We start from the raw sequence: 22,764 nt of genomic DNA on the forward strand, positions 1-22,764 counted from the left end.
AAGTGGATCGCCCGGTTGAAGAAGTTCCAGAGTTATGCGCTGCCCGCGGGCATGCTGTTTGCCGGATGCGCGGCGCTGGCGTCCGGGCTGCTGCCGGTCCCCGCCTTCCAGGAACTCGCCGCCCGGACCGTGCCGATACTGGCGTTCGTGGTGGCGATGTCGCTGGTCACCGAGCTGGTGGACGAGGCCGGACTGTTCCGGGTGGTCACCGAGCGGCTGGCCGCCCTGGGCCGCGGCCGGGTCCTGCTGCTGTGGCTCCTCGTCATCGCCCTCGCCACCGTCTCCACGGTGTTCTTGTCGCTGGACACGACGGCGGTGCTGGTGACTCCCGTCGTCGTGCTGCTGGCCATCCACGCCCGCATTCCGCCGCTGCCCTTCGCGCTGACCACGGTGTGGCTGGCGAACACGGCCTCCCTGCTGCTGCCGGTCTCCAACCTGACCAACCTGCTGGCGCAGGACCGGCTCAAGCTCAGCCCCGCCGGTTTCGCCGCACTGGTGTGGGCGCCGGCCCTGGTAGGAATTTTGGTGCCGCTGGTGCTGCTGTGGCTGGCGTTCCGGAAGGATCTGCGCGGCAACTACGGCCCGCAGCCGGTGCACAAGGTGCGGGACCGGGTGCTGCTGTACGGGGCTTCGGGGGTCATGGTGGTCTTGTTGCCGGCGCTTGTCTCGGGGGTTCCGGTGCAGATCCCGGCGATCGCCGCGGCTGCCGCCCTGCTCCTGCTGTTCCTCTGGCGGCGCCGCTCGGCTTTGCGCTGGTCCATGATTCCGTGGCGCCCGCTCATGCTCACGTCCGGCCTGTTCATGGTGGTGGAGACCCTGCACGCCAACGGGCTGACCCGCTTCCTGTCCGGGATCGCCGGAACGGGCGAGAGCCTGCCGGCCCTCCTGCAGCTCGCCGGGCTGGGTACCGTGGTGGCCAACGCCGTCAACAACCTGCCCGCCTATCTGGCCCTTGAACCCGTGGGCGGCTCCCCCGCCCGGCTGGCGGCCCTGCTGATCGGCGTGAACCTGGGCCCGCTGGTGACCCCGTGGGCTTCGCTCGCCACACTGCTGTGGCACGAGCGGCTGCGCTCCCTCAACGTGGAGATCCGCTGGGGCGGCTTCGCACTGGCCGGCGTCGTCGCCGTCGTGCTGACGGTCCCGCTGGCGGTCGCGGCGCTGTGGCTCACCACGGGAATGCACTAAGGCCGCTGCCCCCGGGGGTGCTCGGCTGCCGCCCTCAGGCGCCGATGTCATTCGCCGCGGCACCGCCTTCGCCAGCGCCGGCCCCTGCGTCGCGCGGGGCGTTCTGCCAGAGACCGACAACGTTGCCTTCGGTGTCCCGGAAGTAGGCGGCCCAGCCCGTGGTGCCGATCTCCTGCCGCGGCGAGACGGTGCTGCCGCCCAGGGACTTGATAGTCTCCAACGTCGCGTCGATGTCCTCAACGTCCACCGTGACAACCGGGGACCTGAGGTCACCTTCGCGGCGGAACATGCCGCCGTTGATCGAGCCCGTAACGGCGGGCATCCCCGTCGCGTCGGTCGGCGTCGTCTTGATCATGGCGTAGCTCATCTCCGGCACGGAGCTTATTTCCCAGCCGAACGCCGAACTGTAGAACTCCCGGGCGCGGCCCTCGTCGTCTGCCGGGATTTCGAAATGTACTACTCCACCAGCCATCACACTCTCCTAACAGAGATTCGAGTACAGGGATTCGGGGTACAGGGATTCGGGCCACGAGGCGGTCGTGGACGCTGCACGCCCCAGCGGGAGTTTAACCCCGCCGGCGGTGAAGGTTAAGGGTCCTACGGCCCGTGCGGCGGCGGTGCGGATGCGATGGATGCGGCCGCGGTCAGGCGGACATGGGAACATGTTCGGATGACCATCACTGACGTCCCCACAGGCGTTGCCGCCGCCGCGGACGCCTCAGTGCGGTGGCATCCGGGCGGCCCGTTCGACCTGATGCAGACCGTCGGCACGCTCCTGCGCGGCCACGGCGATCCGTCCGTCCGCAGCGCCCCGGACGGGGTTTGGTTCGCGTTCACGACGCCGGACGGGCCTGCCACGCTGCGGCTGGCTACCGCCGGGCCGCGGACGGACCCGGCAGTTGATGCGCAGGCCTGGGGCCCCGGCGCCGCTGCCGCCGTCGGTTCCGTACCGCGCATGCTCGGCAGCGAGGACGACTGGACTGCCTTTGACGAGCCAGCGTTCCACGCCACACTGCCCCGGATGGTGGTGGAGGCCCGCCGGCGAAACCTCACCGTGCGCCTGCCCGCCACCGGCCGGATGATCGACTCGCTGGTGCCGACCATCCTGGAACAGAAGGTCACCGTCATTGAGGCGCGGCGCGGCTACCGGTACCTGACGTACCGCTTCGGTGCGGCCGCGCCGGGCGCCGGCACGGTGGCACCGGCCAACCTGATGCTCCAGCCCACGGCCGAAAAATGGCTGCACATTCCGTCCTGGGAATGGCATAAGGCCGGGGTAGGCCCGCAACGCTCGGCGACCATCATGCGGGCGCTGCGCTCGGCCGCGGCACTGGAACGGCTCGCCGCCCTCCCCGCCGCGCAGGCCGCGGCGAAGCTGCAGACCATCCCCGGAATCGGGGTGTGGACGGCCGCGGAGGTGGTGCAGCGCACGCACGGCTGCCCGGATTCGATCGCGGTGGGAGACTATCACCTGGCCGCCTACGTGGGCGCGGCCCTGACCGGCCGCCGCACCGACGACGCCGGCATGCTCAGGCTGCTGGCGCCCTGGGCAGGGCACCGGCAGCGGGTGGTCCGAATGATCGGGCTGAGCGGCTTCCGGAAACCAACCTTCGGCCCGCGGATGACCATCCAGGACCACCGCGGCCACTGACCCGTCGCGCACAACAAGCCGCGCCCTCCCGGCCCAGGCGCTCTCCGGGGGCACTTTGACGCGGACACACCGCCAACCAGGGCGCCGGCGTCGGACATTGCGCCCAAAGTGCCCCCGGACGGAGCCGCCGCGACGCCCCTCCCGCGCCGCCACCCAGGAGCAACGCGGTTTAGAGCCCCAGCCGGGCCGCGGCCTCCCGGCGCATGTCCACCTTGCGGATCTTGCCGGAGACGGTCATCGGGAAGCTCTCCCGGACGTCCACGTAGCGCGGAATCTTGTAGTGCGCGAGCCTGCCGCGGCAGAACTCGGCGAGCCCGGCGGCATCCAGCGGCGCGGCTCCGGGCTTGAGGATGACGCAGGCCATCAGTTCCTCCCCGTACTTGGCGTCCGGGACGCCGATCACCTGCACGTCCTGGATGTCCGGGTGGGTGTAGAGGAATTCCTCGATCTCGCGCGGATAGACGTTCTCGCCGCCGCGGATCACCATGTCCTTGATCCGGCCCTCGATGACGATGTAGCCGTCGGCGTCCATCCGGGCGAGGTCCCCGGTATGCATCCACCCTTCGGCGTCGATCGCCTCGGCGGTCTTGTCCGGCTGGTTCCAGTACCCGTGCATTACGGCGTAGCCGCGCGTGCAGAGTTCGCCGATCCCGCCGCGCTCCAGCGTCTCCCCTGTGGCCGGGTCCACGATCCGGCTCTCCTGGTTGGGCATGGTCCGGCCCACCGTCTCGGTCCGCTGGGCCATGGTGTCCACGCTCCGGGTCATCGTGGACACCGGCGAGGTCTCCGTCATGCCGTAGCAAATGGCGACGTCGGCCATGTTCATCTCGGTGATGACCCGGTTCATCACCTCGATCGGGCACAGTGATCCGGCCATGACGCCTGTGCGCAGGGTCGAGAGGTCATAGGAGGCGAAGTCCGGCAGCGCGAGCTCGGCGATGAACATGGTGGGCACCCCGTACAGGGAGGTTCCGCCGAAGTCCTGCACGGCCTCCAGGGCCGCGGCCGGCGAGAACGACCGGCCGGGGATGATGGTGGCGGCGCCGTGGCTGAGCGCCGCCAGGTTCCCGATCACCATGCCGAAGCAGTGATAGAAGGGCACCGGAATCACCACCCGGTCGTGTTCCGTGTAGCCCAGCTGCTCGCCGATCGAAAACCCGTTGTTGAGGATGTTGTGGTGCGTCAGCGTGGCGCCCTTCGGGAACCCCGTGGTGCCCGAGGTGTACTGCAGGTTGATGGGATCGTGCGGATCCAGCGCCGCCATGCGCGACTGCAACGCGGCGTGCCCGACGTCGTCAGCCCGCCCGAGCAGCTCCGCGTACGTGCGCTCCGCCTCACCAACGGGTTCGCCGGCAACCAGACCGTCCGCGCCGCCAGCCGGAAGGAAGACCAGTTCGCGCAGCTCCGGGCACGCCGCCAACGCCTGCCGTGCCATCCCGGTGTAGTCGCTGTTCTTGTCCGACGGCGCGGTGACCAGCATGCGCATGCCGTTCTGCCGGACCACGAACTCGAGCTCGTGGCTGCGGTAAGCGGGGTTGACGTTGACCAGGATCGCCCCGGCCTTCGCAGTGGCGTACTGCAGGATGGTCCACTCGGCGCAGTTGGGGCTCCAGATCCCGATCCGGTCGCCCTGCGCGACGCCCAGGGCGAGGAGCGCACGCGCCAGCCGGTCGACGTCGTCGTTCAACTTGGTATAGCTCCACCGCCGGGCCTCTTCGCCGGGCACCGCGGACGCCTCGATCAAAGCATCGTGATACGGGAACCGCGCCGCGATCCGTTCGAAGTTCGCGCCAATGGTTTCCTCGAGCAGCGGGACGTCAGTGTCCCCGCCTGTGTAAGCAAGCATGGTGTGACGCTACCAACTGAGCCGAGGCAAAAGAAGAGCAAAGCTTGGAAGTCCTATGAAATCTTCCGGTCATCTTCCGACGCCGGCGCGGCCGCCCGGTAGGGTAAGTGCCATGAGTGCACCTATTGACCTCCTGGCCACCTTCATCCCCAACGACGGCGAGTTCTTCCGCGTGAAGCTCGCCCTGGACATCGCGATTGACGAGGTGGTCAACGAGCCCGGCTGCATCCGCTACGAGCTCACCGAGGCCAGCGAGGACAAGCTCGTGCTGACCGAACGGTGGGCCAGCCAGGCTGACCTGGACCTGCACTCCAAGGGCACGGCGGTCCAGGACCTGAACGAGTCCCTCAGCGCGCTGCTGGCCGAGCCGGTCAAACTCGAAAAGCTCTAAGCACCTTCCAACCGCAACCCGGTCCAACAACAACGCGGGGTCACTCCGCGCCCGTCCCTGAGGGATTTATGGGCGCGGAGTGACCCCGCGTTGTGGTTTAGGTCTGCGGTTGCTCAGGCGTCCGGGATCTGGGTGCCGTCCTGCTGGGGCGCCGCGGCGGCAGCCTCGGCCTGGGACCGGGCGACGTGGGCGTGGACCTCTTCCATGTCCAGGGCCTTGACGGCGTCGACCACCTGCTCAAGCTGCTGGGCGTTCAGCGCGCCGGGCTGCGAGAACACCAGGACCTTCTCGCGGAAGGCCATCAGCGTGGGGATCGAGGTGATGCCTGCCTCGGCAGCGAGCTGCTGCTCGGCCTCGGTGTCCACCTTGGAAAAGACAACGTCCGGGTGCTTCTCAGAGATTGCCGAATACGTGGGGCCAAACTGCTTGCACGGCCCGCACCATTCGGCCCAGAAATCGACAAGAACAATGTCGTTGTCTTCGACGGTCGATGCGAACTGTTCACCTGTGATGTCTACGGTAGCCATGAGTCAACGGTACGGGAGCGGGCGGGGATTGTCCCCGGCATTTCGCTGTTGGCACATCCAGGCTGACGGGGGCGCCGGTCAGCTCCAGGCGTGCGGGGCCGGGCGGCGGGCGCCGGGGAGGGCGTTGGATTCGCGCCATTCGTGGATCCAGTCAGGGAGTTCCAGATCCGCCGGCGGAGCCCCGAATTCGCGGATGATTTCCTCCTGGCTGACGGGTTTGCCCTTGCTGACCAGCCGGGTGGCGATGTGGGCGCGTGCGAAGACCTCGCCGTCCACCACCATCCGCTGCTCGAAGTAGATGGCCTTGGAGTCGAGCCCGATGATCTTGGATTCGATGGTGTACCGCTGCCAGAGCTGCAGCGAACGGCGGAAGGCGATGGTTTCCCCCGCCGCCACCGGGGTCCAGCCCCGGCGGCGCATCTTCTGCCAGGTTCCGCTGCGGGCCATGAGGTCGAAGCGGCCGAGGTCCATGAGCGAGAAATACATGCCGTTGTTGACGTGCAGGGCGATGTCGATGTCCGTGGGCAGGACCCGAAGCGGCAGCGACGAGCTGTCCCAAATGCTCAGGGGCGGGCGGCGCGAGGACGTGAACAGCAGCAGGAGGGTGCGGAGCAGGAGGTGCATGAGGCAATGTTACCCGCCAGTAATAACAGTGCCAAGGGGCGCGGCGCCTCCGGCTGTCAGCGCCCGGGCAGGACGGAGACGGTGGCCTTGGGGCCGGCGCCGCGAATCGTCCAGCAGTTCCCTGTGCCGATCACTTCCACGTTCTGCAGGTCCGCATGGTGCAGGACCAGTGCGGTGTTCTCGTCGACTGCGACTGCGCGGCCCACGAGACCTGCCGCGACCGCGCCAACGGCCCGGCTGAGCGTACCGGCCTGCGCAGCGTGCACGTCGACGGCGAAGGGCACCAGACCCAGCCCGTCGCGGATCTCCAGCTCCTCAAGGCCCTCCGAACACTCTTCAGAGCACACCTCGGTGCCCCCGATGCGATAGCCACCCACGATCGCCCGTTCCGGCGCAACCATCGCGCCGGCCGAGAACCCCATGTAGGCCACGCCCCCGGAGACGGCGCGGCGGATGACTTCCGCGGATGGCAGCAAGCCAGCCAGGTAGCCCGGCGTCGGGCCGCCGCCGACGACGATTCCGTCGACGTCGTCGAACGCGGCAGGATCCGCGGCCTGGTTGACGCGCAGCAGGACCGGGAGTGCCTCGCAGCCTATGCGGGATTCCAGAGGCTGCAGATAGGCAGGCAGGAAGTATTCCGAGCTGCCCTCGTGGTCAAAGAGCACGACGACGACGCGGGGCACCCTGCCAGGGGCCCGGTGCCGGAGTTCCTCGACGAACCGGTCGAAGACGGCGGGAGAGGTCACCGTGTCCGGGCCGCCGCCGACAAGCAAAATGGTCATGGTTCAACGTACCCGGATCCGGAGCAACCGCAACGGGCCAAGCGGCTCGCCGGTGCCCGTCGGGCGTGGACAGAACCGAGCCGACCGCCGCGACTCGAAAATACCTGTAGCGATTGACCGGCCCTGACGGTGAGGAACATAATCGGAATCGGCACTAGCTTCACGACACGACTGCGCCGACCATGAGGCCGACGACAGAGCATTCAATGGAAAGCGGTCGACATTATGAGTACTGCCCATCATCCTGTCGCTTCGACTGGCTGGACCGGTTGGGTCCGTTTCGCCGGAGTCATTTTGATCATCAATGGCGTCTTCAGCGGCCTGCAAGGCCTCGTCGCGATCACCGGGCCAGACACCTACTACCTGGCGACCCCGGGCTCGCTCTTCATCTTCGACGCGAAGGGGTGGGGCTGGTGGAATCTGGCACTCGGGGTGCTCTTGATCCTCACCGCCGTCGCGCTCTTCTCCGGTGCAATGTGGGCCCGAGTCGTGGGTGTTGTCATTGCAGGCGTCAGCGCGGTCGTTCAACTGATGCTCATCCCGGCGCAGCCGTGGTGGTCCGTTATCGTCATCGCCATGGACGTGCTGATCATCTACGCGATCATCGCCCACGGCGAGGAACTCAAGGCCGAACAGTCACCTCCGACAACCGCCCCGTAGGGCACCGACGCGAATCAGTCCGACGCGGTCAGTCCGCCGCGATCAGCTCCACTTCGTAGCCGTCAGAGTTCACGAGGTAGGCGGCGAAATGGCCGGGACCGCCCGCGTGCGGGTATGTCTCCGGGAACAATTCGGTCCAGCCGTGGTGCGGGGCGTCCCCTGCCAGGGTGTCCAACTGTTCCCGGGTCCCCGCGTTGAAGGCGAGATGGTTCAGCCCCGGCACCGTGCGTTCGTGCACGGCTCCGCTCAAGGCCGGGGACTGTTCGACGACGATGTACGTGGGCCCCTGGCGCCAACTGCACCCGTGATCCCAGTCTTGGTAGGACTCGTAGCCCAGCCGGCCCAGGAGCCAGCCCCACTGGGCTTTGGCCCGGGGCAGGTCCGGCACCCAGAGTTCAACATGGTGCAGGGAGCCGAGGGACGCCGGTGCTTTCGGAACGGGCGCCATGGGTGCGGCTGCCATCAGAACAGGATCCGCTGGAACAGAACGTGGTCCTGCCACGAACCGGCAATTCGAAGGTACCGAGGGGCCAAGCCGATCTGCTCGAAGCCGGCCCGCTGAAGAATCCGCTGTGACGCGGCGTTATGCGGGAGCGTAGCGGCCTGGAGCCGGTGCAGGCCCAGGTCCGACCCGGCGGCCTCGACGGCGAACCCTACCGCGGCCGAGCCAACCCCCTGCCCGGTCATTTCCTTGTCCACCCAATACCCGAGGTGGGCGCTGAGGAACGGGCCGCGGACAATCCCGCTGAGGTTCATCACGCCGACCACGCGGGACCCGTCCACGAGGACCCACGGCACGTCCGATCCCGCGATGAACAGTCCGAGCTTGGACTCGATGCTGGCGGCCTGCCCGTCGGCCGTGAAGAATTCCTCGGCCCGCGCAGGTTCCCAGGGCGCGAGGTGCTCGCGGTTCCTCTGATAGGCATCGGCCAGGCCGGCGGCGTCGGACCTGTGCAGCACCCGCACGCGCACTGTCCCCGTCAAAGCGGTGCTGTTCCCGGTCATCCGGAGACTCTAACGGTGATTCCGGCCGGCTTCAATTGCACGGCGTTCGGAATCGGACCCTCAGACCGTCAGGGGCCGGCGTCGTCGTCGTCCTCGTTCGCGTCGGCGCCGTGCACGGTGACGCTCTTCACGCCGGGCACGTCCAGGAGGTAGGGGACGAGCTCGCGCAGCGGGAGGTGCCCGTGGAAGCGGATGTCCATGAGGACAATCGGTTTTTGTTCGGTTCCCGCTTTGTTGGTGTTCAGGATCGAGGAGCTGAAGCCCATGTTGGTGGCGATCGCCAAAACCTCCCTGAGCACGCCCTGGTTGTCGGCGTAGCCCAGGTGCAGGATCTTGTTGGCGTCCTTGGTCGGGATCCTGCGGACCGCGGGCGAGACCACGTACAAGGTGATGAGGTGGAAGGCGGTCAGCGAGAGGGCCAGGGAAAGCATCCCGGCCCCGCATGCCATACCGACGGCGGCCGCCACCCAGATGCTCGCGGCCGTGGTGAGGCCCCGGACTACGTTCCGCCCCTTGAAAATCACGCCGGCACCGAGGAAGCCGATGCCGCTGACAATTTGTGCTGCGATGCGGGACGGGTCCATGGTGCCCCCGGGCGGCAGTGCGGCGGAGAAGCCGTAGGCGGAGATCAGCGTGAAGGTGCACGATCCGAGTCCGACCAGGACGTGGGTGCGGTACCCCGCCACCTTCTGCCGCACCTGGCGCTCGGCACCTATCAGGGAGCAGAGGACAAATGTCGCCAGCAGGAGCCAGATTTCCACCAGCGTCGTCCTGGTGAACAGCCCGTATGCGTCGCCCATCCGCCCTCCGACTCGGCCCGAGAGCGGCGCCCCGTCATTGCCGGGATGCGCCCAGAACTCTCGAATCTGATATTACCGCTGCCCCCAATTGGCGAGTAGTGGCGGGTCTGTTCCGCTCACGGGGCCAGATCCCGGCGGCGCCAGCCGGCGTAGCCCAGGGCAGCGAGCGCAGCGGCCGTCACGGTGAGTCCCAGCAACGGCCCGACGGCCTCGGCGTCGAACGGAAGCAGCGGCGAGTGCCGGAACGGGGAGAGATCCATCAGCCACTCCGGGGCGTTCCACAGCACGCCGAACTCACCCAGCGCGACAAAGAGCAACAGCAGCGCCCAGACCGTCCCCGTCAGCCGGGGCGCCCAGCCGAAGACGGCCAGCACCGCTGCGGTCATGACCCAGGCCGCGGGGATCTGGGCGGCAGCGGCCAGGGTGACGCGGCCGAGTTGGTTCGCATCGGCCAGGACGGTGGCTGCGCCGGCTCCGACGGACAATCCGGCCAACAGCATGAGCACCGTGACGCCGGCCAGCGCCAGGGCGAAATGGCTGGTCGCCCACCGCGGCCGGGTGGTGGCGGTGCCCAGCAGTGCCTCGACGTGACCGTCCGTCTCCTCGTCACGGAGCCGGCTGACGGCAGAGAGTCCGTAGGCGGCGGCCAGCAGTCCCATGATGCTGATCTCGGCGGCAATGAAAGCGTCCGTCATGGCCTGGGTTCCGCCCAGCGTCCTGATCAGGTCCTGCGCGTTGGGCGAACTCAACAGATCAGTGACATTGCCGACGAGGGAACCGATCACGACACCGAACACTACGAAGGCGACCGCCCAGGCCGCGAGCAGCCGGAACTGGAGCCGCACGGCGAGGTCCCAGACCCCGCGGAGCGAGCCGCGGGCCGGCCCGGGGCGCTCCTCCCGCAGGCCGGAACCGAGGTCCCGGCGGGCGCGGAGGGCCAGCGCCACGGGGACGAGTGCGGCGCAGAGCGCGAGGGGCAGGGCGAGCACCCACCACTGGTCCCCGGCAAAGGCCCGGATCTGCTGGTTCCAGCCGATCGGCGAGAGCCAGGACAGGGCGGACGGCCCCGGTTCGGCCAGGTCCCCCACCGCCCGGAGCGCGTAGGTCACGGCTACGATGCCGACGCTCATCCCCGTGGCCGCCCGCGCGCTGGCCGTCAGCTGGGCGGTTACCCCGGCCACGGCGCTGAAAGCCATGCCGGTGGCGGCCCAGCCGAGTCCGAACGCGAGCGAGCCTTCGGCAGGCAGCCCGCCGGCGGCCAAAGATGTCGCCGTGACGAGCCCCAGGACAATGCTCGCTCCGAAGCTGATGGCGAGGGCGGCCGCGAGCGGTGCGTCGCGGCCCATCCGGCCCCCGCCCAGGAGCTCGAGCCGCCCCGACTCTTCGTCGCTACGGGTATGGCGGACGGTGATGAACACCATGAGGACGGCCAGGATGGCAGCCATGAACGCTGTGTATTTGATGAGGGACAGGGCACCGAGGGACGTGGGGTCATAGACCCTGCCGAAGAGGGCCACGAGCGAGGCAGTGGCATTCAGGGCCGTCGCGGCCTCGACCCGGCCCGCGACATCGGGGTAGAGCTCGGCGCCAGCCACCGCTGTTGAATACGTTGTCGCGGCGAATCCGGCGATCCACGCCGGCAACAGCCATCGGTCACGCCGGAGCCCGAGCCTGATCAGGACTCCGGTCCCCGCCAACGTTTCACGCATCAGCGGTGCGCCCGCTGCTAGACCCGGCCGCGGCCGCGGGCACCGCCGCGCCGTAGTGGCGCAGGAAGAGGTCCTCCAGTGTGGGCGGCTGGCTGGTCAGCGCGACGAGTCCCGCGTCGGTCAGCGCCCGCATGAACGGGGCCAGACCGGACGGTTCCACTTGGGCGCTGACGCGGTGGTTCGTGACCACGACGTCGTGGACGCCCGGCAGGGCATCCAAGCCCGCCGGCACTACCGCGACATCGGCGGTGACGGAGGTACGGGTCAGATGCCGCAGTTCATCAAGCCGCCCGGTCTCCACCACCCGGCCCTCACGGATGATGCTCACGCGGTCCGACAGCGCCTCGGCCTCGCTGAGGATATGGCTGCTGAGCAGTACCGTGCGGCCCTGGTTCCGCAGTTCCCGGACACAGCCGCGGAAGGCCTCCTCCATCAGCGGGTCCAGTCCGCTGGTGGGCTCGTCCAGCAGGAACAGCTCAGCATCGGTGGCCAGCGCGGCGACCAGGGCCACCTTCTGCCGGTTGCCTTTGGAGTAGGCCCGGGACTTCTTGGTCGGGTCGAGGTCGAAGAGCTCCAGCAGCTGGTCCCGGCGGGCTACGTTCTGGCCGCCCTGGAGCCGGCCGAGGAGGTCGATCACCTCACCGCCGGTCAGGTTGGGCCACAACGCCACGTCTCCGGGGACGTAGGCCAGGCGCCGGTGGAGGCTCGCGACGTCGCGCCACGGGTCAAGGCCCAGCACCCGGACGGAACCCGCATTGGCACGAAGCATGCCCAGCAGCAGGCGGATTGTTGTCGATTTCCCGGAGCCGTTCGGTCCCAGGAAGCCGTGGACCTCGCCCGTTTCGACGGAAAAATCCAACCCGTTCAGGGCAATCACGGGCCCGAACCGCTTTACAACGCCGACCATCTCCAAGACATTCGCCATGTGGCACACGATACGCCCGGGACCGACAATATAGCCCCGGCCGAATGACCCCTTCGCCTGCTGGCGCCCTGTCGCAGTGTGCCCCGCCGATGTGGCCTAACGGGACCCGGCGACGTAGCCTAGCCAGAATGGAAGACCCTTACGATCTTGAGCGGTTCGTGACAGCCCAAAACGCCGGCGGCACCTACGGGCACGCGCTGGCCGAGTTGGGCTCGGGGATGAAGCGAAGTCACTGGATGTGGTTCGTGTTTCCCCAGCTCGCGGGCCTGGGCCGCAGCGAGACCGCCCGCAGGTACGCCATCACCTCGCTGGAAGAGGCCCGTGCCTACTGTCGGCACGGAGTCCTTGGTCCCCGGCTGGTGGCGGCCGCTGCCGCGGTGGCGGCCCTCCGGGGCCGGAGCGCGGTGCAGATCTTTGGCGACATTGACGCTCGGAAGCTGCACTCGTCCATGACGCTGTTCCATCGGGCGGCCCCCGGCGAGCCCGTGTTCAACGACGTCCTGGACCGCTACTTCGACGGCGCGCCGGATCCGGCCACCGGCCAGTTGCTGGCGGGAGAGCCAGGCGGTCCGGACGCGGACCAGGTTTAGTTGTCCGCCGCCAGCGCCGTGATCATCCGTTCCATCCGGGCGACGCCGGCAAAGCGGCCGGCGTTGTCCGTGACCAGCAGGGGGTCAAACCGGCTGGCCTGAACCCGCGTCATGGACCGTGCCAGCGCCTCGCTGATCGGTGTATCCAGGTTGACCCGCATTCCCGGGCTCACCACGCCCAGCGCCGCTGCGCTGGGGTCCAGCACCGCCACGGGGCGCAGGTGTTCCCCCACCAACACCACCGACTGCAGCGCGGGGTTGTCATCAAACGCGGCGGCCGCCGTCGCCGTCGTGGCGGCCGTCGTCGCGGGTTCCACAATGTCGCGAATAATGCCTTGGAGCGTCACGGGCGGTTTCGACGCCAGGCGGTGAGCGACGTCAAGACCGATCGGCTCCCAGGCCGGCCCCGGCCGGGCCAGGCAATACCCCTGGACCAGCGGAACGCCGAGGGCCACGAGGGCGTCCAGTTCCTCCACCCGTTCCACGCCCTCGGCCAGGATCCAGGCGTCGACTCGGCTGGCAAAGGTTCCGAGCATGGAAATCAGTGCGCGCTTGGCTTCGTCGCGGTCGACATCCTGGATCAGTTCCCGGTCGATCTTGATCAGCGAGGGCCGCAGGGCAAGGAGGTGGCGGAGTCCCGCGTAGCCGGCCCCGGCGTCGTCGACGGCGATCAGCGCGCCGGCCGCGCGGAGCTGGTTGAGGTCAGGCTCCAGCTCCAGATAAGAGTCGATGGGGGTTTGCTCCGTCAGCTCGACCACCAGTCCGCCAAGGTTTCCCTGACCGCGCCAGATGTCACGGATGCTCTCCGTCAGCAGCAGTTCCGGTGAGACATTGAGGGTCAGGAAGCAGTTCGGAGGCAGCGTGGGGCGCGCCGTGAGTGCGGCCCGCAAGGCTGCCGCCTCAAGCTCGGCAGCCTTGCCATGCGTGCGCGCGGCGGCAAACCACACCTCAGGGTTCTTTTCCTCGAAGCCCGGAAACCGCGCCAGGGCTTCGTAGCCCACCACCGTACCCCGGGCAGTATCAACGATGGGCTGGTAGAACGCGGACAGGCCTTCGCCGCGGCAGGCGGCCTCCAGATGCTCGTTCCACCCCGGGCCCGGAGCGGCCCCGGCGCCGGACGGGAGGCCGTCTGCCCCGTCAATCAACTAACGGGAACGATGGCTTTGTGGACGGCCTGCACGACATCGGCCGGCAGTGCCTCCAGCCCGTGTGCGGACGCGGCGTGGGCGGCCACATTAACCAAAATTTCATCTTCCGTGCTGCACACCCAGCGGGCTTCACAACCGGGAACCACATCTCCACAGGCAAACGACTTCACGAAGGCTCCTTCTTCTTCAACAGCGAACCCGACAACCCTACGACGGCCCCACACCGAAAACTGAGATTTTGCTCGCAGAATAGCGGAGTGTTGCCGGCGGGCATTTGCCCGCCGTGCCGGCCGGTGCAGGCTGCCCGCCGCCAGGGCTAGCTGCCGGTGTCGGCGGCTGATGCCGCAGCCTCGGCCTCGACGGCGGCCGCTTCGATGCGGGCCCGGTGGACGGCCCAGCCCTCGGGGGTGCGCTGCGAGAGATTCGGATCGCCCGAGCCCTGGCCGGCCCTGCCGTCGAGCAGCTCGCGCAGGATGTCCGCGTGGCCCAGGTGATGGGCCGTTTCCACGCACATGTGCACGAGGATCTGGTGCAGGGTCACGCGCCTGCGCTCCTCCGGCCACCAGGGCACGACGCCGGGCGCATCGAGGCTGAGCTCATCGATCGTGGCGTCGCTGTGCGCGGCCGAGAGCCGGTGCAGCTCCATGATCTGCTCCCGCGTCTCGCCGGGGGCGGCCCACATGTCAGCGTCCGGCTCCGCATCGTCGGCGAACCACGGCAGCGCGAACTCCCTGGGCCGGCCAAAAACCTCGCCAAAGTAGCCGAATTCGACGCTCGCCACATGCTTGACCAGGCCCAGCAGGTTTGTTCCGGTCGGGGTGAGGGGGCGGCGGACGTCGTACTCACTGAGGCCTTCGAGCTTCGCCAGGAGGCTGTCCCGCCGGGTCCGGAGGTACTGGTGCAAGATCGCTTTGTCGTCCATGACCGGCACTATACCGAACCCGTGGAGCGCGCCACTCTGCAGGACCGCTTTATTCAAACGTATGGAATAATTGCCCCGACGGGCCTCGGGGGGAGGCCCCGCGCGATAGGACTTCCGACATGAGCCATGGTTCCGGCGCAAGGCGCCTCGTGCCCGCCATCGCCGTTCCAGCCGCGGTCTCGGCCTTAGTTCTGGCCCCAGTTCTGGCTATGACAGCGGCGTGCGATTCCGGAACGGACACCACCGGCAGAACACCGGCCGGGCGACCGGAAGCCGCGGCGCCCGCGCCCTCCCCGGAACCTGCGGGATTGCGGGGCACAACGGAAATGAACGGATACTTCCTTCCGATGCGCTACACCGCTGCCGACGGCGACACCTGGGAGGGCATCGCCTCCCACTTCCGGATGACGCCCGAGATCCTGAAGAACTTCAACGAATCGGTGGTTATCTCCGCGGGGCAGGTCATCGACCTCAGAGGGGTGGCCGTGCCGCAGCTCGGGGCTGGCGGCAGCGTGACCGGGCACGACGAGCAGGGACGCCTCCTCTACAGGACCGGCCCCGGCGACACCCCCGCGGGCATCGCGAGCCGCTACGGCGTTCCGCTGCATGCGCTGCGAATCGCCAACCTGAACCTGCTGACCGGGGGCGAATGGATTCCGCCCGCTGGCACCATGGTGACCATCCCGAGTCCGCCGAAGGACTGAGCCGCGGCCGCTAACCCCCACCCCCGCGGTCAGTGGCTGGCGCGGAGTTCGGGCAAAGAAAAAGCCTCCGGAACCATGTGGTTCCGGAGGCCTTTCCAAGGGTGGCAGATGAGGGATTCGAACCCCCGTAGGCGTTGCCAGCTGATTTACAGTCAGCCCCCTTTGGCCGCTCGGGTAATCTGCCGAACTTCAAAAGAAGATCACTCGCGGTTTCCAGTCCCTGAACGCCTGTTTCCAGTCCGTTCCGCTTCCAGCACCCGCGGGCAAGACAACTTTACAGAACTTCCGCCGAAGAATCGAATCGGCGCTCTAGCGGTTCACAGGCAGGGTCAAAAAGGGCCGAAATCCGCGGAACTTCTGCAGGAAATCAGGCCTCTCCGAGAATGCGCCCGGCCAGCCGGGCCTCGAACCGTGCCGCCTGTTCCGGTGTGACCTGGTTCAGCTGCACGGCACGGGCCAGATCCGAGTGGACCCCATCCATGCGGGCCGACGCATCGGCGGCGGGACTAAGAATGATCGAGGCCGCCAGCGCGGCGGCGGCAACAGAGGTAGCCGTCGTCGCCAGGGTGCTGGCGGCGGCGGCGGTGGTGCGGGTGACGTAGCGGACGGCCTCATGGTGCATGTTCTTGCCTTTCAGCAGCGGTTCCAACCGTTGCAACTCTGCCGAGACCAGCTTCGTTCCCGCCGTGATTGAGCTATGAGCGGACTGTGAAATGTCACCCCACGCGGGCGGGCTCCAGATTCGGGGCATCCGCTAGGCTGGAATGCAGATATCCCGGCCTGGCATCAGGCACCCGGCAACCATCAGGAGGACAGTCATGGCAGGCGAATCCACGTTCGACGTCGTCAGCAAGGTAGACAAGCAGGAAGTCGCCAACGCGCTGAACCAGGCCCAGAAGGAAATTGCCCAGCGCTACGACTTCAAGGGCGTCGGCGCCGAGGTTGACTTCAGCGGCGAGAAGATCCTCATGAAGGCCAATTCCGAGGAGCGGGTGCTGGCAGTGCTCGACGTGCTGCAGTCGAAGCTCATCCGCCGCGGCATCTCGCTGAAGTCCCTCGATACGGGCGAGCCCTACGCCTCCGGCAAGGAATTCCGGCTCGAGGCCTCCATCAAGGAGGGCATCGCCCAGGACCTGGCCAAGAAGATCAACAAGCTGATCCGGGACGAGGCGCCCAAGTCGGTCAAGTCCCAGATCCAGGGCGACGAGCTCCGAGTGACGTCCAAGTCCCGCGACGATCTCCAGGAGACCATGAACCTGCTGAAGGGCTTCGACGAGGCCGACCTGCAGTTTGTGAACTTCCGCAGCTAGCGGCCGTCCGCGGCGCAAGTTTCCTCGCGACGCGCAAAAAGGCCCTCGACATCGGTATTCCGGTGTCGAGGGCCTTTTTGCGCGTCGCCAGACCCGCAGCCGGCGGACTAGCCGAGCGGCCGGCGGGCCATCCGTTCGAGTCGGCCAATCCGTTCGGCCATCGGCGGGTGGGTGGAGAACATCTTGGCCACGCCGGCGCCCCGGAACGGGTTGGCGATCATCATGTGCGAGGCATTGACCAGCTTCTGGTCCTGCGGCAAAGGCGCCAGTTGCACGCCCTGTTCGATCTTGCGCAGGGCGGAGGCGAGCGCCAGCGGATCGCCCGTCAGCGACGATCCGTCCTCGTCGGCGTCGTACTCACGCGTGCGGGAGATGGCCATCTGGATCAGGGAGGCGGCGAACGGGGCCAGCAGGGCCATGGCGATCGCGGCAAACGGGTTCGCGTTGCGGCGGTCCCCGCCGCCGAACAGCAGCATCATCTGCGCCACCGAGGTGATGACGCCGGCGACGGCGGCGGCCACCGACGCCGTCAGGATGTCCCGGTTGTAGACATGCATCAGTTCATGGCCCAGGACGCCGCGCAGCTCGCGGGCGTCCAGCAGCTGCATGATGCCCTCGGTGCAGCAGACGGCGGCGTTCTGCGGGTTCCGGCCGGTGGCGAAGGCGTTGGGCGCCATGGTGGGCGAGACGTAGATGCGCGGCATTGGCTGGTTGGCCCGGCCGGACAGCTCCCGGACGATCTGGTAGAGCTGGGGCGCCTCGGCCTCCGTGACCGGGTAGGCCTGCATGGCACGGATGGCCAGTTTGTCGCTGTTCCAGTATCCGTACGCAGTGGTGCCGATGCCGACCAGGGCCATGATCCAGATCGGCGCGGCACTTCGCGTCCCGGCGGCGATGAACGCCCCCAGACCCAACAGCACCGCCCACAGGACTCCGAAAAGTGCCGCGGTCTTCAGTCCGTTGTGATGCTGATGCACTGGTCCTCCTGATGACCCGTATTGCCCTGATCTGTTGTTCAACCCTGTTGGTCAACGCCCTACCAAGAAAAACGAACGGCTACGGTACCGGGTTCCACGCGTCGTACCGGAGGAAGCCCGACTGCAGGCGGGCGACCGTCCACGCCACACCGATGCACAGCACGCCGCCAAGCAGCAGAACCCACCCCTCGTTGACAAGTTTAGTCGCGCCGCCCGCCAGCATGTCCCCGATCCGGGGTCCCCCGGCCACCACCACCACGAAGACTCCCTGCAGCCGGCCGCGCAGGTGGTCCGGGGTGGAGGCCTGCAGCACGGTGGTCCGGAAGACGGCGCTGACGGAATCGGCGATGCCGGCCAGGGCGCAACACAGGGCGGCGGGCAGCAGCCACGCGGTCACGTCACCGTCTCCGGTATGGCCCGCCAGGACGACCACCAGGCCGAAGGCCCCCACCGAGGCGCCCCAGCCCATCACGGACCACACGACGGCGGTGCCCTGCCGGCGAACACCGCCGAGCGGCCCCGAGAACAGGCCGGCCAGGAACGCCCCCACGGCCATCGAGGCCAGCAGGACGCCCACCGTGGCCTCGCCGCCGCCAATCATCAGCGCGCCGATGGCGGGCAGCAGCGCCCGGGGCTGGGCAAAGATCATGGCCACGAGGTCGATCACGAACGTCATGCGGAGATTGGGCCGGGTGCCAAGGAAGCGGAATCCCTCCACGACGGACCGCAGCCCGGCCGGTCCCGCGTGCTGCCCGGGTGGCATGGCCGGCAGCTTCAGGAGCGCCCAGAACGCAAACGCAAAGCTGACGACGTCGATCGTGTAGGTCCAGCCGAACCCGATCCACGCCACGAGCACGCCGGCCAGCAGCGGGCCGGCGGTCATGGTCAGGCCGAAAATCATCATGCTTAGGGCGTTCGCGGCCGGCAGCAGCTCCTGGCGCACCAGGACGGGGATGATTGCGCTGCGGGCCGACTGGTTGATGGCCTGGGCTCCGCTCTGCACCGCAACAAGCGCGTACAACAGCCACACGTCCCCCAGCTCCAGCCACGCCTGGAGCGCCAGGGCGGCGGTGGTCAGCCAGAGGACCGATGAGGCGAGGAGGGCTACCGTGCGGCGGTCGTGGGCGTCGGCGATCGAGCCGCCCAGGAGGCCGCCGAACACCAGCGGCACCAGGGCGAAGATGCTCAGCAGTCCCACGTAGAGGCTGTCCTGGGTGAGGCGGTATATCTGCAGGCTGACGGCGACCACGGTCAACTGGCTGCCCAGCGCGGAGACGGCGGACCCCAGCCACAGACGGCGGAAGGCCGGACTCTCGCGCAACGGCGTGATGTCCGCCAGATATTTCCCCACCGGGCAACTCTAGCGGCGCGCCGGGGGTGCCTCGTGACACGCAGTTAGCGTCGACTTATTGTGAGGCAGTCATAATAAGTGCTTGAATGAGACCATGACGGATTCCGCGGGTACCCACGACGCATGGGCAGCCGCCCTGCGCGCCCACGGCCGCCGGGTGACCAAACAGCGCCTGGCCGTGCTGGGCGCCGTCGAACGTCACCCGCATTCGCCGGCCGAGGCGATCCTCGCCGCCGCCCGCCGGGAACTGCCGGACCTGACCGCCCAGTCGGTCTATGTGGTCCTGGGCGACCTCACCGACCTGCACATGCTGCGCCGCTTCGAACCCCCGCACTCCCCTGCCCTGTACGAGACCCGGGTGGGCGACAATCACCACCATGCCGTCTGCATCAGCTGCGGCCGGGTGGAGGACGTCGAATGCGCCGTCGGCCATGCACCCTGCCTGACCCCGCACTGGGACGCGAACGCCAAGCCGATGACCATCCAGATCGCGGACGTGCTGTACCAGGGCATCTGCCAGGACTGCCAGCGCACCCAACAACTTCCTTCCGAACGAAGCTAAGAAACCCCAACCAAAGGAGAACGATGACTGAGAACATCTCTGTGCCCGCCGTGTCCACGACACAGTCCGGCGCTCCCGTCACGTCCGATGCCCACTCCCAGTCCGTCGGTGCCGACGGCGCGATCATCCTCACCGATCACTACCTGATCGAGAAGCTCGCGCAGTTCAACCGCGAGCGTGTCCCGGAGCGCGTCGTCCACGCCAAGGGCGGCGGCGCTTTCGGTACCTTCAAGACCTCCGAGGACGTCTCGAAGTACACCAAGGCGGCACTGTTCCAGCCCGGCACCGAGACGGACATGCTCATCCGCTTCTCCTCCGTCGCCGGCGAGGCAGGGTCCTCCGATACATTGCGCGACCCCCGCGGCTTCGCAGTGAAGTTCTACACCACCGAGGGAAACTACGACCTCGTCGGCAATAACACCCCGGTGTTCTTCATCCGCGACGGCATCAAGTTCCCGGACTTCATCCACTCGCAGAAGCGCCTCCCGGGCACCCACCTGCGCGACGCGGACATGCAGTGGGATTTCTGGACCCTCTCCCCCGAATCCGCCCACCAGGTCACCTGGCTCATGGGCGACCGCGGCCTCCCGGCCTCCTGGCGTGAGATGCAGGGCTACGGCTCGCACACGTACCAGTGGATCAACGCCGAGGGCGAGCGCTTCTGGGTCAAGTACCACTTCAAGTCCAACCAGGGCGTCAAGTCCATGACCGGCGATGAGGCCGAGGCCCTGGCCGGTGCCGACGCGGACTTCTACCTCCGGGACCTGCAGGAAAACATTGCCGCCGGCAACTTCCCCTCCTGGGACCTGCACGTCCAGGTCATGCCCTACGAGGACGCCAAGAGCTACCGGTTCAACCCGTTCGACCTCACGAAGGTCTGGCCGCACGCGGACTACCCGCTGATCAAGGTCGGCACCATGGAGCTGAACAAGAACCCGGAGAACTACTTCGCGCAGATCGAGCAGGCCACCTTCGCGCCGTCGAACTTCGTGCCGGGCATCGCCGCATCCCCGGACAAGATGCTGCAGGCCCGCATCTTCTCCTACGCGGATGCCCACCGCTACCGCGTCGGCACCAACCACGCCCAGATCCCGGTGAACGCGCCCAAGAACCAGGTCAACAACTACAGCCAGGACGGCGCCGGACGTTACCACTTCAACGCTCCGTCCGTTCCGGTCTACGCACCGAACTCCGTCGGCGGTCCCGCTGCCGTGGAGCCCGCCGTTGCAGGCGGCGGCTGGGAGAACGACGGCGAGCTGACCCTCTCCGCGCACACTCTGCACGCCGAGGACAGCGACTTCGGCCAGGCCGGCACGCTGTACCGCGAGGTGTACAACGACGGCGAGAAGGGCCGCCTGCTGGAGACCGTCACCGGGGCCGTCAGCGGCGTCAAGAACGCCGACATCAAGGAACGCGCCATCGCGTACTGGACCAACGTCGACGCCGAATTCGGCGCCAAGCTGCGCGCCAACCTCGGTGCCGGCCAGGTCGAGTCCGACGCCGAGGCCGCCAACAAGGTCTGATAGCTGCATTGAACGTTGCCTGAAGGGCCGGCTGCTGTAGAGGCCGGGCTGATGGCAGCCTGCACCAACGGAACGCCCCGCCACGCACCTGCGCGGCGGGGCGTTCTGCCGTTATCCACATGGGGGTGCCTGCCGCTCGCCACCGCGCCCTGCGGCTCCGTAGGATTTGGGCATGACCGCATTCGCAGGCATTCCATTCACAGGCCTTCCATTCACAGGCATTCCAAGTGACGCCTTCCGGTTCTACGCCGATCTTGAACAGAACAACAACAGGGACTGGTGGCTGGAGCACAAGCCTGTCTACGACGCCGCGGTGAAAGGGCCGCTCACCCAGTTGCTGGCCGAGCTGGAGCCACGCTTCGGCCCGGCCAAGCTCTTTCGCCCGAACAGGGATGTCCGGTTCTCGCCGGACAAGTCGCCCTACAAGACCGCGCAGGGAGCCTTCGCGGCAGTGGACGAGGGCGTGGGCTTCTATATCCAGCTCAGTGCCGACGGTCTCCTCATCGGCGGAGGCTGCCACACGCACACCCCGGCCCAACTGGCACGCTTCCGCGGTGCCGTGGACGACCCCGCCAGCGGCGAGGCCCTGAAAGAGATCGTGCAGAAGGTCGAGGCCGCGGGGTTCGCGGTGGAAGGCGAACGCCTAAAGACCGTGCCGCGGGGCTTCGAGAAAGACCATCCGCGGGCGGAGCTGCTCAGGCACAAATCCCTCACAGCCGGGGTCAACGTGGGCCAGCCCGGCTGGCTTGCCGGACCCGGGGCGGTTGAGGAAGTCGCACAGCGCTGGGAACATCTGCGTCCCCTCGTGGAGTGGGAGGGCCGCTACGCCGCTCCCTGAGGGCAGCTCAGATGTGCTGACCATCGGTGGCGAGACGCCTGTCGAGGTTGTTGAAGAAGACCAGCATCATCAGCTCAAAGGCCTTGCTGGCTTCCTCGGGCTGGTTGTTGACCACGAAGTCGAACTGGAGCCCGTAGAAGGCTGCGGTGAAGAGGCGGGCGTCGGTGTCCGCGAACTCCGGCTTGACGCCCTGAATGATGAGCCAGTCCCGGGACTTCTCGTGCAGCAACCGGAAATGCTCCTGGGCGGTGCCGCGCGGTACCGCCGCCACAACGTCCTGGGCTGTCGCCTCGAATTCGAGCCGGGCCAGGTGCCTGTTGCGCTGCGCCATGGTCCACTGCCAGGACTCGAGGAGGAACGCACCCCACGCGTCCCGGTCGATGTCCCGGACGTCGGTGGCGCGGATGCTGTCCAGCCGTGACTCGATGCCGCGGGTGATCTCGTTGATCAGCTGTTCCCGGTTGCCGAAGTGGTACACCAGCACGTAACTGCTGACGCCCAGACCGTCGGCGAGGCTCCGAAACGTCAGCTCTGCCAGCGTCTTGTCCATGAGGTAGTCGAGAATCGCCGACAACAACTCTGTTTTGCGTTCCGGTCGTGCTTGGCGGGCCATGCCTCCATCTTAGGGAGGGGCGACCGAACCGCCGAAGGCCGTCCAAACGCCGGAGTCGCCGGAGCCGTGCGCTGACGCCGGAAGTTTCCAGCGCATTCGCACGGCTCCGGCGACTCCGAGG

At 67.7% G+C, this 22,764-nt stretch carries 27 protein-coding genes and 1 tRNA gene; 10 read left to right on the plus strand and 18 right to left on the minus strand.

All coding sequences use genetic code 11. From position 1 onward, the window contains the following. The first annotated feature begins 51 nt into the window (after positions 1–51). Entirely contained in the window at positions 52–1,185 is a 1,134-nt protein-coding gene (locus tag AB4Y72_RS05510) for an SLC13 family permease (protein WP_441425233.1), read from the plus strand. A 34-nt stretch (positions 1,186–1,219) separates the two neighbouring features. Here AB4Y72_RS05510 and AB4Y72_RS05515 read toward each other — a convergent pair whose 3' ends face one another. Further along, a complete protein-coding gene (locus tag AB4Y72_RS05515) occupies positions 1,220–1,657 on the minus strand; it encodes a VOC family protein (RefSeq protein WP_441425137.1) in 438 nt (145 codons plus the stop codon). Between the two features lie 198 nt (positions 1,658–1,855). On the opposite strand from AB4Y72_RS05515, the gene AB4Y72_RS05520 reads away from it, so the two are divergent. Continuing rightward, positions 1,856–2,836: a DNA-3-methyladenine glycosylase family protein gene (locus AB4Y72_RS05520; protein ID WP_441425138.1), complete on the plus strand. Its 981-nt coding sequence runs from the start codon at positions 1,856–1,858 to the stop codon at positions 2,834–2,836. Positions 2,837–3,005: 169 nt separating this feature from the next. Here the strand turns inward: AB4Y72_RS05520 and AB4Y72_RS05525 are convergent, their stop codons facing one another. After that, complete coding sequence (locus AB4Y72_RS05525) at positions 3,006–4,682, minus strand: AMP-binding protein (protein ID WP_441425139.1); 1,677 nt, start codon at positions 4,680–4,682, stop codon at positions 3,006–3,008. A gap of 112 nt (positions 4,683–4,794) precedes the next feature. Here AB4Y72_RS05525 and AB4Y72_RS05530 point away from each other — a divergent pair, with 112 nt between their 5' ends. Continuing rightward, positions 4,795–5,073: a putative quinol monooxygenase gene (locus AB4Y72_RS05530; protein WP_441425140.1), complete on the plus strand. Its 279-nt coding sequence runs from the start codon at positions 4,795–4,797 to the stop codon at positions 5,071–5,073. A 113-nt stretch (positions 5,074–5,186) separates the two neighbouring features. Here AB4Y72_RS05530 and trxA read toward each other — a convergent pair whose 3' ends face one another. From trxA to AB4Y72_RS05545, 3 genes are all read right to left on the minus strand, one after another. Next, positions 5,187–5,600, minus strand: coding sequence for a thioredoxin (trxA, locus tag AB4Y72_RS05535; protein ID WP_441425141.1), 414 nt, complete (start codon positions 5,598–5,600; stop codon positions 5,187–5,189). Between the two features lie 78 nt (positions 5,601–5,678). Next, the gene (locus AB4Y72_RS05540) at positions 5,679–6,224 is read right to left on the minus strand and encodes an acyl-CoA thioesterase (RefSeq protein ID WP_441425142.1); all 546 of its coding nucleotides are present in this window, start codon (positions 6,222–6,224) and stop codon (positions 5,679–5,681) included. 56 nt (positions 6,225–6,280) lie between these two features. Next, positions 6,281–7,006: a Type 1 glutamine amidotransferase-like domain-containing protein gene (locus AB4Y72_RS05545; protein WP_441425143.1), complete on the minus strand. Its 726-nt coding sequence runs from the start codon at positions 7,004–7,006 to the stop codon at positions 6,281–6,283. Between the two features lie 225 nt (positions 7,007–7,231). On the opposite strand from AB4Y72_RS05545, the gene AB4Y72_RS05550 reads away from it, so the two are divergent. Further along, positions 7,232–7,666: a DUF7144 family membrane protein gene (locus AB4Y72_RS05550; RefSeq protein ID WP_441425144.1), complete on the plus strand. Its 435-nt coding sequence runs from the start codon at positions 7,232–7,234 to the stop codon at positions 7,664–7,666. Between the two features lie 28 nt (positions 7,667–7,694). On the opposite strand, the gene AB4Y72_RS05555 is transcribed toward AB4Y72_RS05550, so the two are convergent. From AB4Y72_RS05555 to AB4Y72_RS05575, 5 genes are all read right to left on the minus strand, one after another. Then, the gene (locus tag AB4Y72_RS05555) at positions 7,695–8,129 is read right to left on the minus strand and encodes a VOC family protein (protein WP_441425145.1); all 435 of its coding nucleotides are present in this window, start codon (positions 8,127–8,129) and stop codon (positions 7,695–7,697) included. Then, positions 8,129–8,671 (minus strand): GNAT family N-acetyltransferase, encoded by a 543-nt coding sequence (locus tag AB4Y72_RS05560; protein WP_441425146.1) that lies wholly within the window; start codon positions 8,669–8,671, stop codon positions 8,129–8,131. The genes AB4Y72_RS05555 and AB4Y72_RS05560 overlap by 1 nt, the downstream gene beginning before the upstream one ends. Before the next feature lie 68 nt (positions 8,672–8,739). Continuing rightward, positions 8,740–9,471: an MgtC/SapB family protein gene (locus tag AB4Y72_RS05565; RefSeq protein ID WP_441425147.1), complete on the minus strand. Its 732-nt coding sequence runs from the start codon at positions 9,469–9,471 to the stop codon at positions 8,740–8,742. Between the two features lie 116 nt (positions 9,472–9,587). Next, a complete protein-coding gene (locus AB4Y72_RS05570; protein WP_441425148.1) occupies positions 9,588–11,180 on the minus strand; it encodes an ABC transporter permease in 1,593 nt (530 codons plus the stop codon). Further along, positions 11,173–12,105 (minus strand): ATP-binding cassette domain-containing protein, encoded by a 933-nt coding sequence (locus AB4Y72_RS05575; protein ID WP_441425149.1) that lies wholly within the window; start codon positions 12,103–12,105, stop codon positions 11,173–11,175. The genes AB4Y72_RS05570 and AB4Y72_RS05575 overlap by 8 nt, the downstream gene beginning before the upstream one ends. 128 nt (positions 12,106–12,233) lie before the next feature. Between AB4Y72_RS05575 and AB4Y72_RS05580 the strand changes: the two genes are divergently transcribed. Further along, positions 12,234–12,695: a DUF1810 domain-containing protein gene (locus AB4Y72_RS05580; RefSeq protein ID WP_441425150.1), complete on the plus strand. Its 462-nt coding sequence runs from the start codon at positions 12,234–12,236 to the stop codon at positions 12,693–12,695. Here the strand turns inward: AB4Y72_RS05580 and AB4Y72_RS05585 are convergent. From AB4Y72_RS05585 to AB4Y72_RS05595, 3 genes are all read right to left on the minus strand, one after another. Next, on the minus strand, positions 12,692–13,840 hold the full coding sequence (locus AB4Y72_RS05585; RefSeq protein WP_441425151.1) for an EAL domain-containing protein: 1,149 nt from the start codon (positions 13,838–13,840) through the stop codon (positions 12,692–12,694). The genes AB4Y72_RS05580 and AB4Y72_RS05585 overlap by 4 nt on opposite strands. Next, on the minus strand, positions 13,837–14,013 hold the full coding sequence (locus tag AB4Y72_RS05590; RefSeq protein WP_441425152.1) for a DUF1059 domain-containing protein: 177 nt from the start codon (positions 14,011–14,013) through the stop codon (positions 13,837–13,839). Before AB4Y72_RS05590 ends, AB4Y72_RS05585 begins: the two co-directional genes overlap by 4 nt. A 146-nt stretch (positions 14,014–14,159) precedes the next feature. Further along, positions 14,160–14,765: a DinB family protein gene (locus AB4Y72_RS05595; protein ID WP_441425153.1), complete on the minus strand. Its 606-nt coding sequence runs from the start codon at positions 14,763–14,765 to the stop codon at positions 14,160–14,162. A gap of 347 nt (positions 14,766–15,112) precedes the next feature. Here AB4Y72_RS05595 and AB4Y72_RS05600 point away from each other — a divergent pair, with 347 nt between their 5' ends. Then, positions 15,113–15,469, plus strand: coding sequence for a LysM peptidoglycan-binding domain-containing protein (locus AB4Y72_RS05600; RefSeq protein ID WP_441425154.1), 357 nt, complete (start codon positions 15,113–15,115; stop codon positions 15,467–15,469). A gap of 102 nt (positions 15,470–15,571) precedes the next feature. On the opposite strand, the gene AB4Y72_RS05605 is transcribed toward AB4Y72_RS05600, so the two are convergent. Together AB4Y72_RS05605 and AB4Y72_RS05610 are read right to left on the minus strand one after the other, a co-directional pair. Further along, positions 15,572–15,653 (minus strand) — tRNA-Tyr (locus AB4Y72_RS05605). Positions 15,654–15,836: 183 nt separating this feature from the next. Beyond that, positions 15,837–16,091: a hypothetical protein gene (locus AB4Y72_RS05610; protein ID WP_441425234.1), complete on the minus strand. Its 255-nt coding sequence runs from the start codon at positions 16,089–16,091 to the stop codon at positions 15,837–15,839. A gap of 196 nt (positions 16,092–16,287) precedes the next feature. Between AB4Y72_RS05610 and AB4Y72_RS05615 the strand changes: the two genes are divergently transcribed. Further along, positions 16,288–16,779: a YajQ family cyclic di-GMP-binding protein gene (locus AB4Y72_RS05615; protein WP_018773569.1), complete on the plus strand. Its 492-nt coding sequence runs from the start codon at positions 16,288–16,290 to the stop codon at positions 16,777–16,779. Between the two features lie 107 nt (positions 16,780–16,886). Here the strand turns inward: AB4Y72_RS05615 and htpX are convergent, their stop codons facing one another. Then, a complete protein-coding gene (gene htpX, locus AB4Y72_RS05620; RefSeq protein ID WP_441425155.1) occupies positions 16,887–17,756 on the minus strand; it encodes a zinc metalloprotease HtpX in 870 nt (289 codons plus the stop codon). Between the two features lie 79 nt (positions 17,757–17,835). Next, positions 17,836–19,107, minus strand: coding sequence for an MFS transporter (locus AB4Y72_RS05625; RefSeq protein ID WP_441425156.1), 1,272 nt, complete (start codon positions 19,105–19,107; stop codon positions 17,836–17,838). A gap of 94 nt (positions 19,108–19,201) precedes the next feature. Here AB4Y72_RS05625 and AB4Y72_RS05630 point away from each other — a divergent pair, with 94 nt between their 5' ends. The 3 genes from AB4Y72_RS05630 to AB4Y72_RS05640 all read left to right on the plus strand — a co-directional run bounded on the left by AB4Y72_RS05630 (position 19,202) and on the right by AB4Y72_RS05640 (position 22,030). Further along, the gene (locus tag AB4Y72_RS05630) at positions 19,202–19,669 is read left to right on the plus strand and encodes a Fur family transcriptional regulator (RefSeq protein ID WP_441425157.1); all 468 of its coding nucleotides are present in this window, start codon (positions 19,202–19,204) and stop codon (positions 19,667–19,669) included. 41 nt (positions 19,670–19,710) lie between these two features. Next, positions 19,711–21,192, plus strand: a complete 1,482-nt coding sequence (locus AB4Y72_RS05635; protein ID WP_441425235.1) for a catalase — start codon at positions 19,711–19,713, stop codon at positions 21,190–21,192. Positions 21,193–21,364: 172 nt separating this feature from the next. Beyond that, positions 21,365–22,030 (plus strand): DUF2461 domain-containing protein, encoded by a 666-nt coding sequence (locus AB4Y72_RS05640; RefSeq protein WP_441425158.1) that lies wholly within the window; start codon positions 21,365–21,367, stop codon positions 22,028–22,030. Positions 22,031–22,037: 7 nt separating this feature from the next. Here AB4Y72_RS05640 and AB4Y72_RS05645 read toward each other — a convergent pair whose 3' ends face one another. Further along, on the minus strand, positions 22,038–22,643 hold the full coding sequence (locus AB4Y72_RS05645) for a TetR/AcrR family transcriptional regulator (RefSeq protein ID WP_441425159.1): 606 nt from the start codon (positions 22,641–22,643) through the stop codon (positions 22,038–22,040). Positions 22,644–22,764: the final 121 nt, after the last annotated feature.

The organism is Arthrobacter sp. YAF34 (genome assembly GCF_052113245.1).
In the GTDB taxonomy this organism is placed as follows: Bacteria; Actinomycetota; Actinomycetes; order Actinomycetales; family Micrococcaceae; genus Arthrobacter.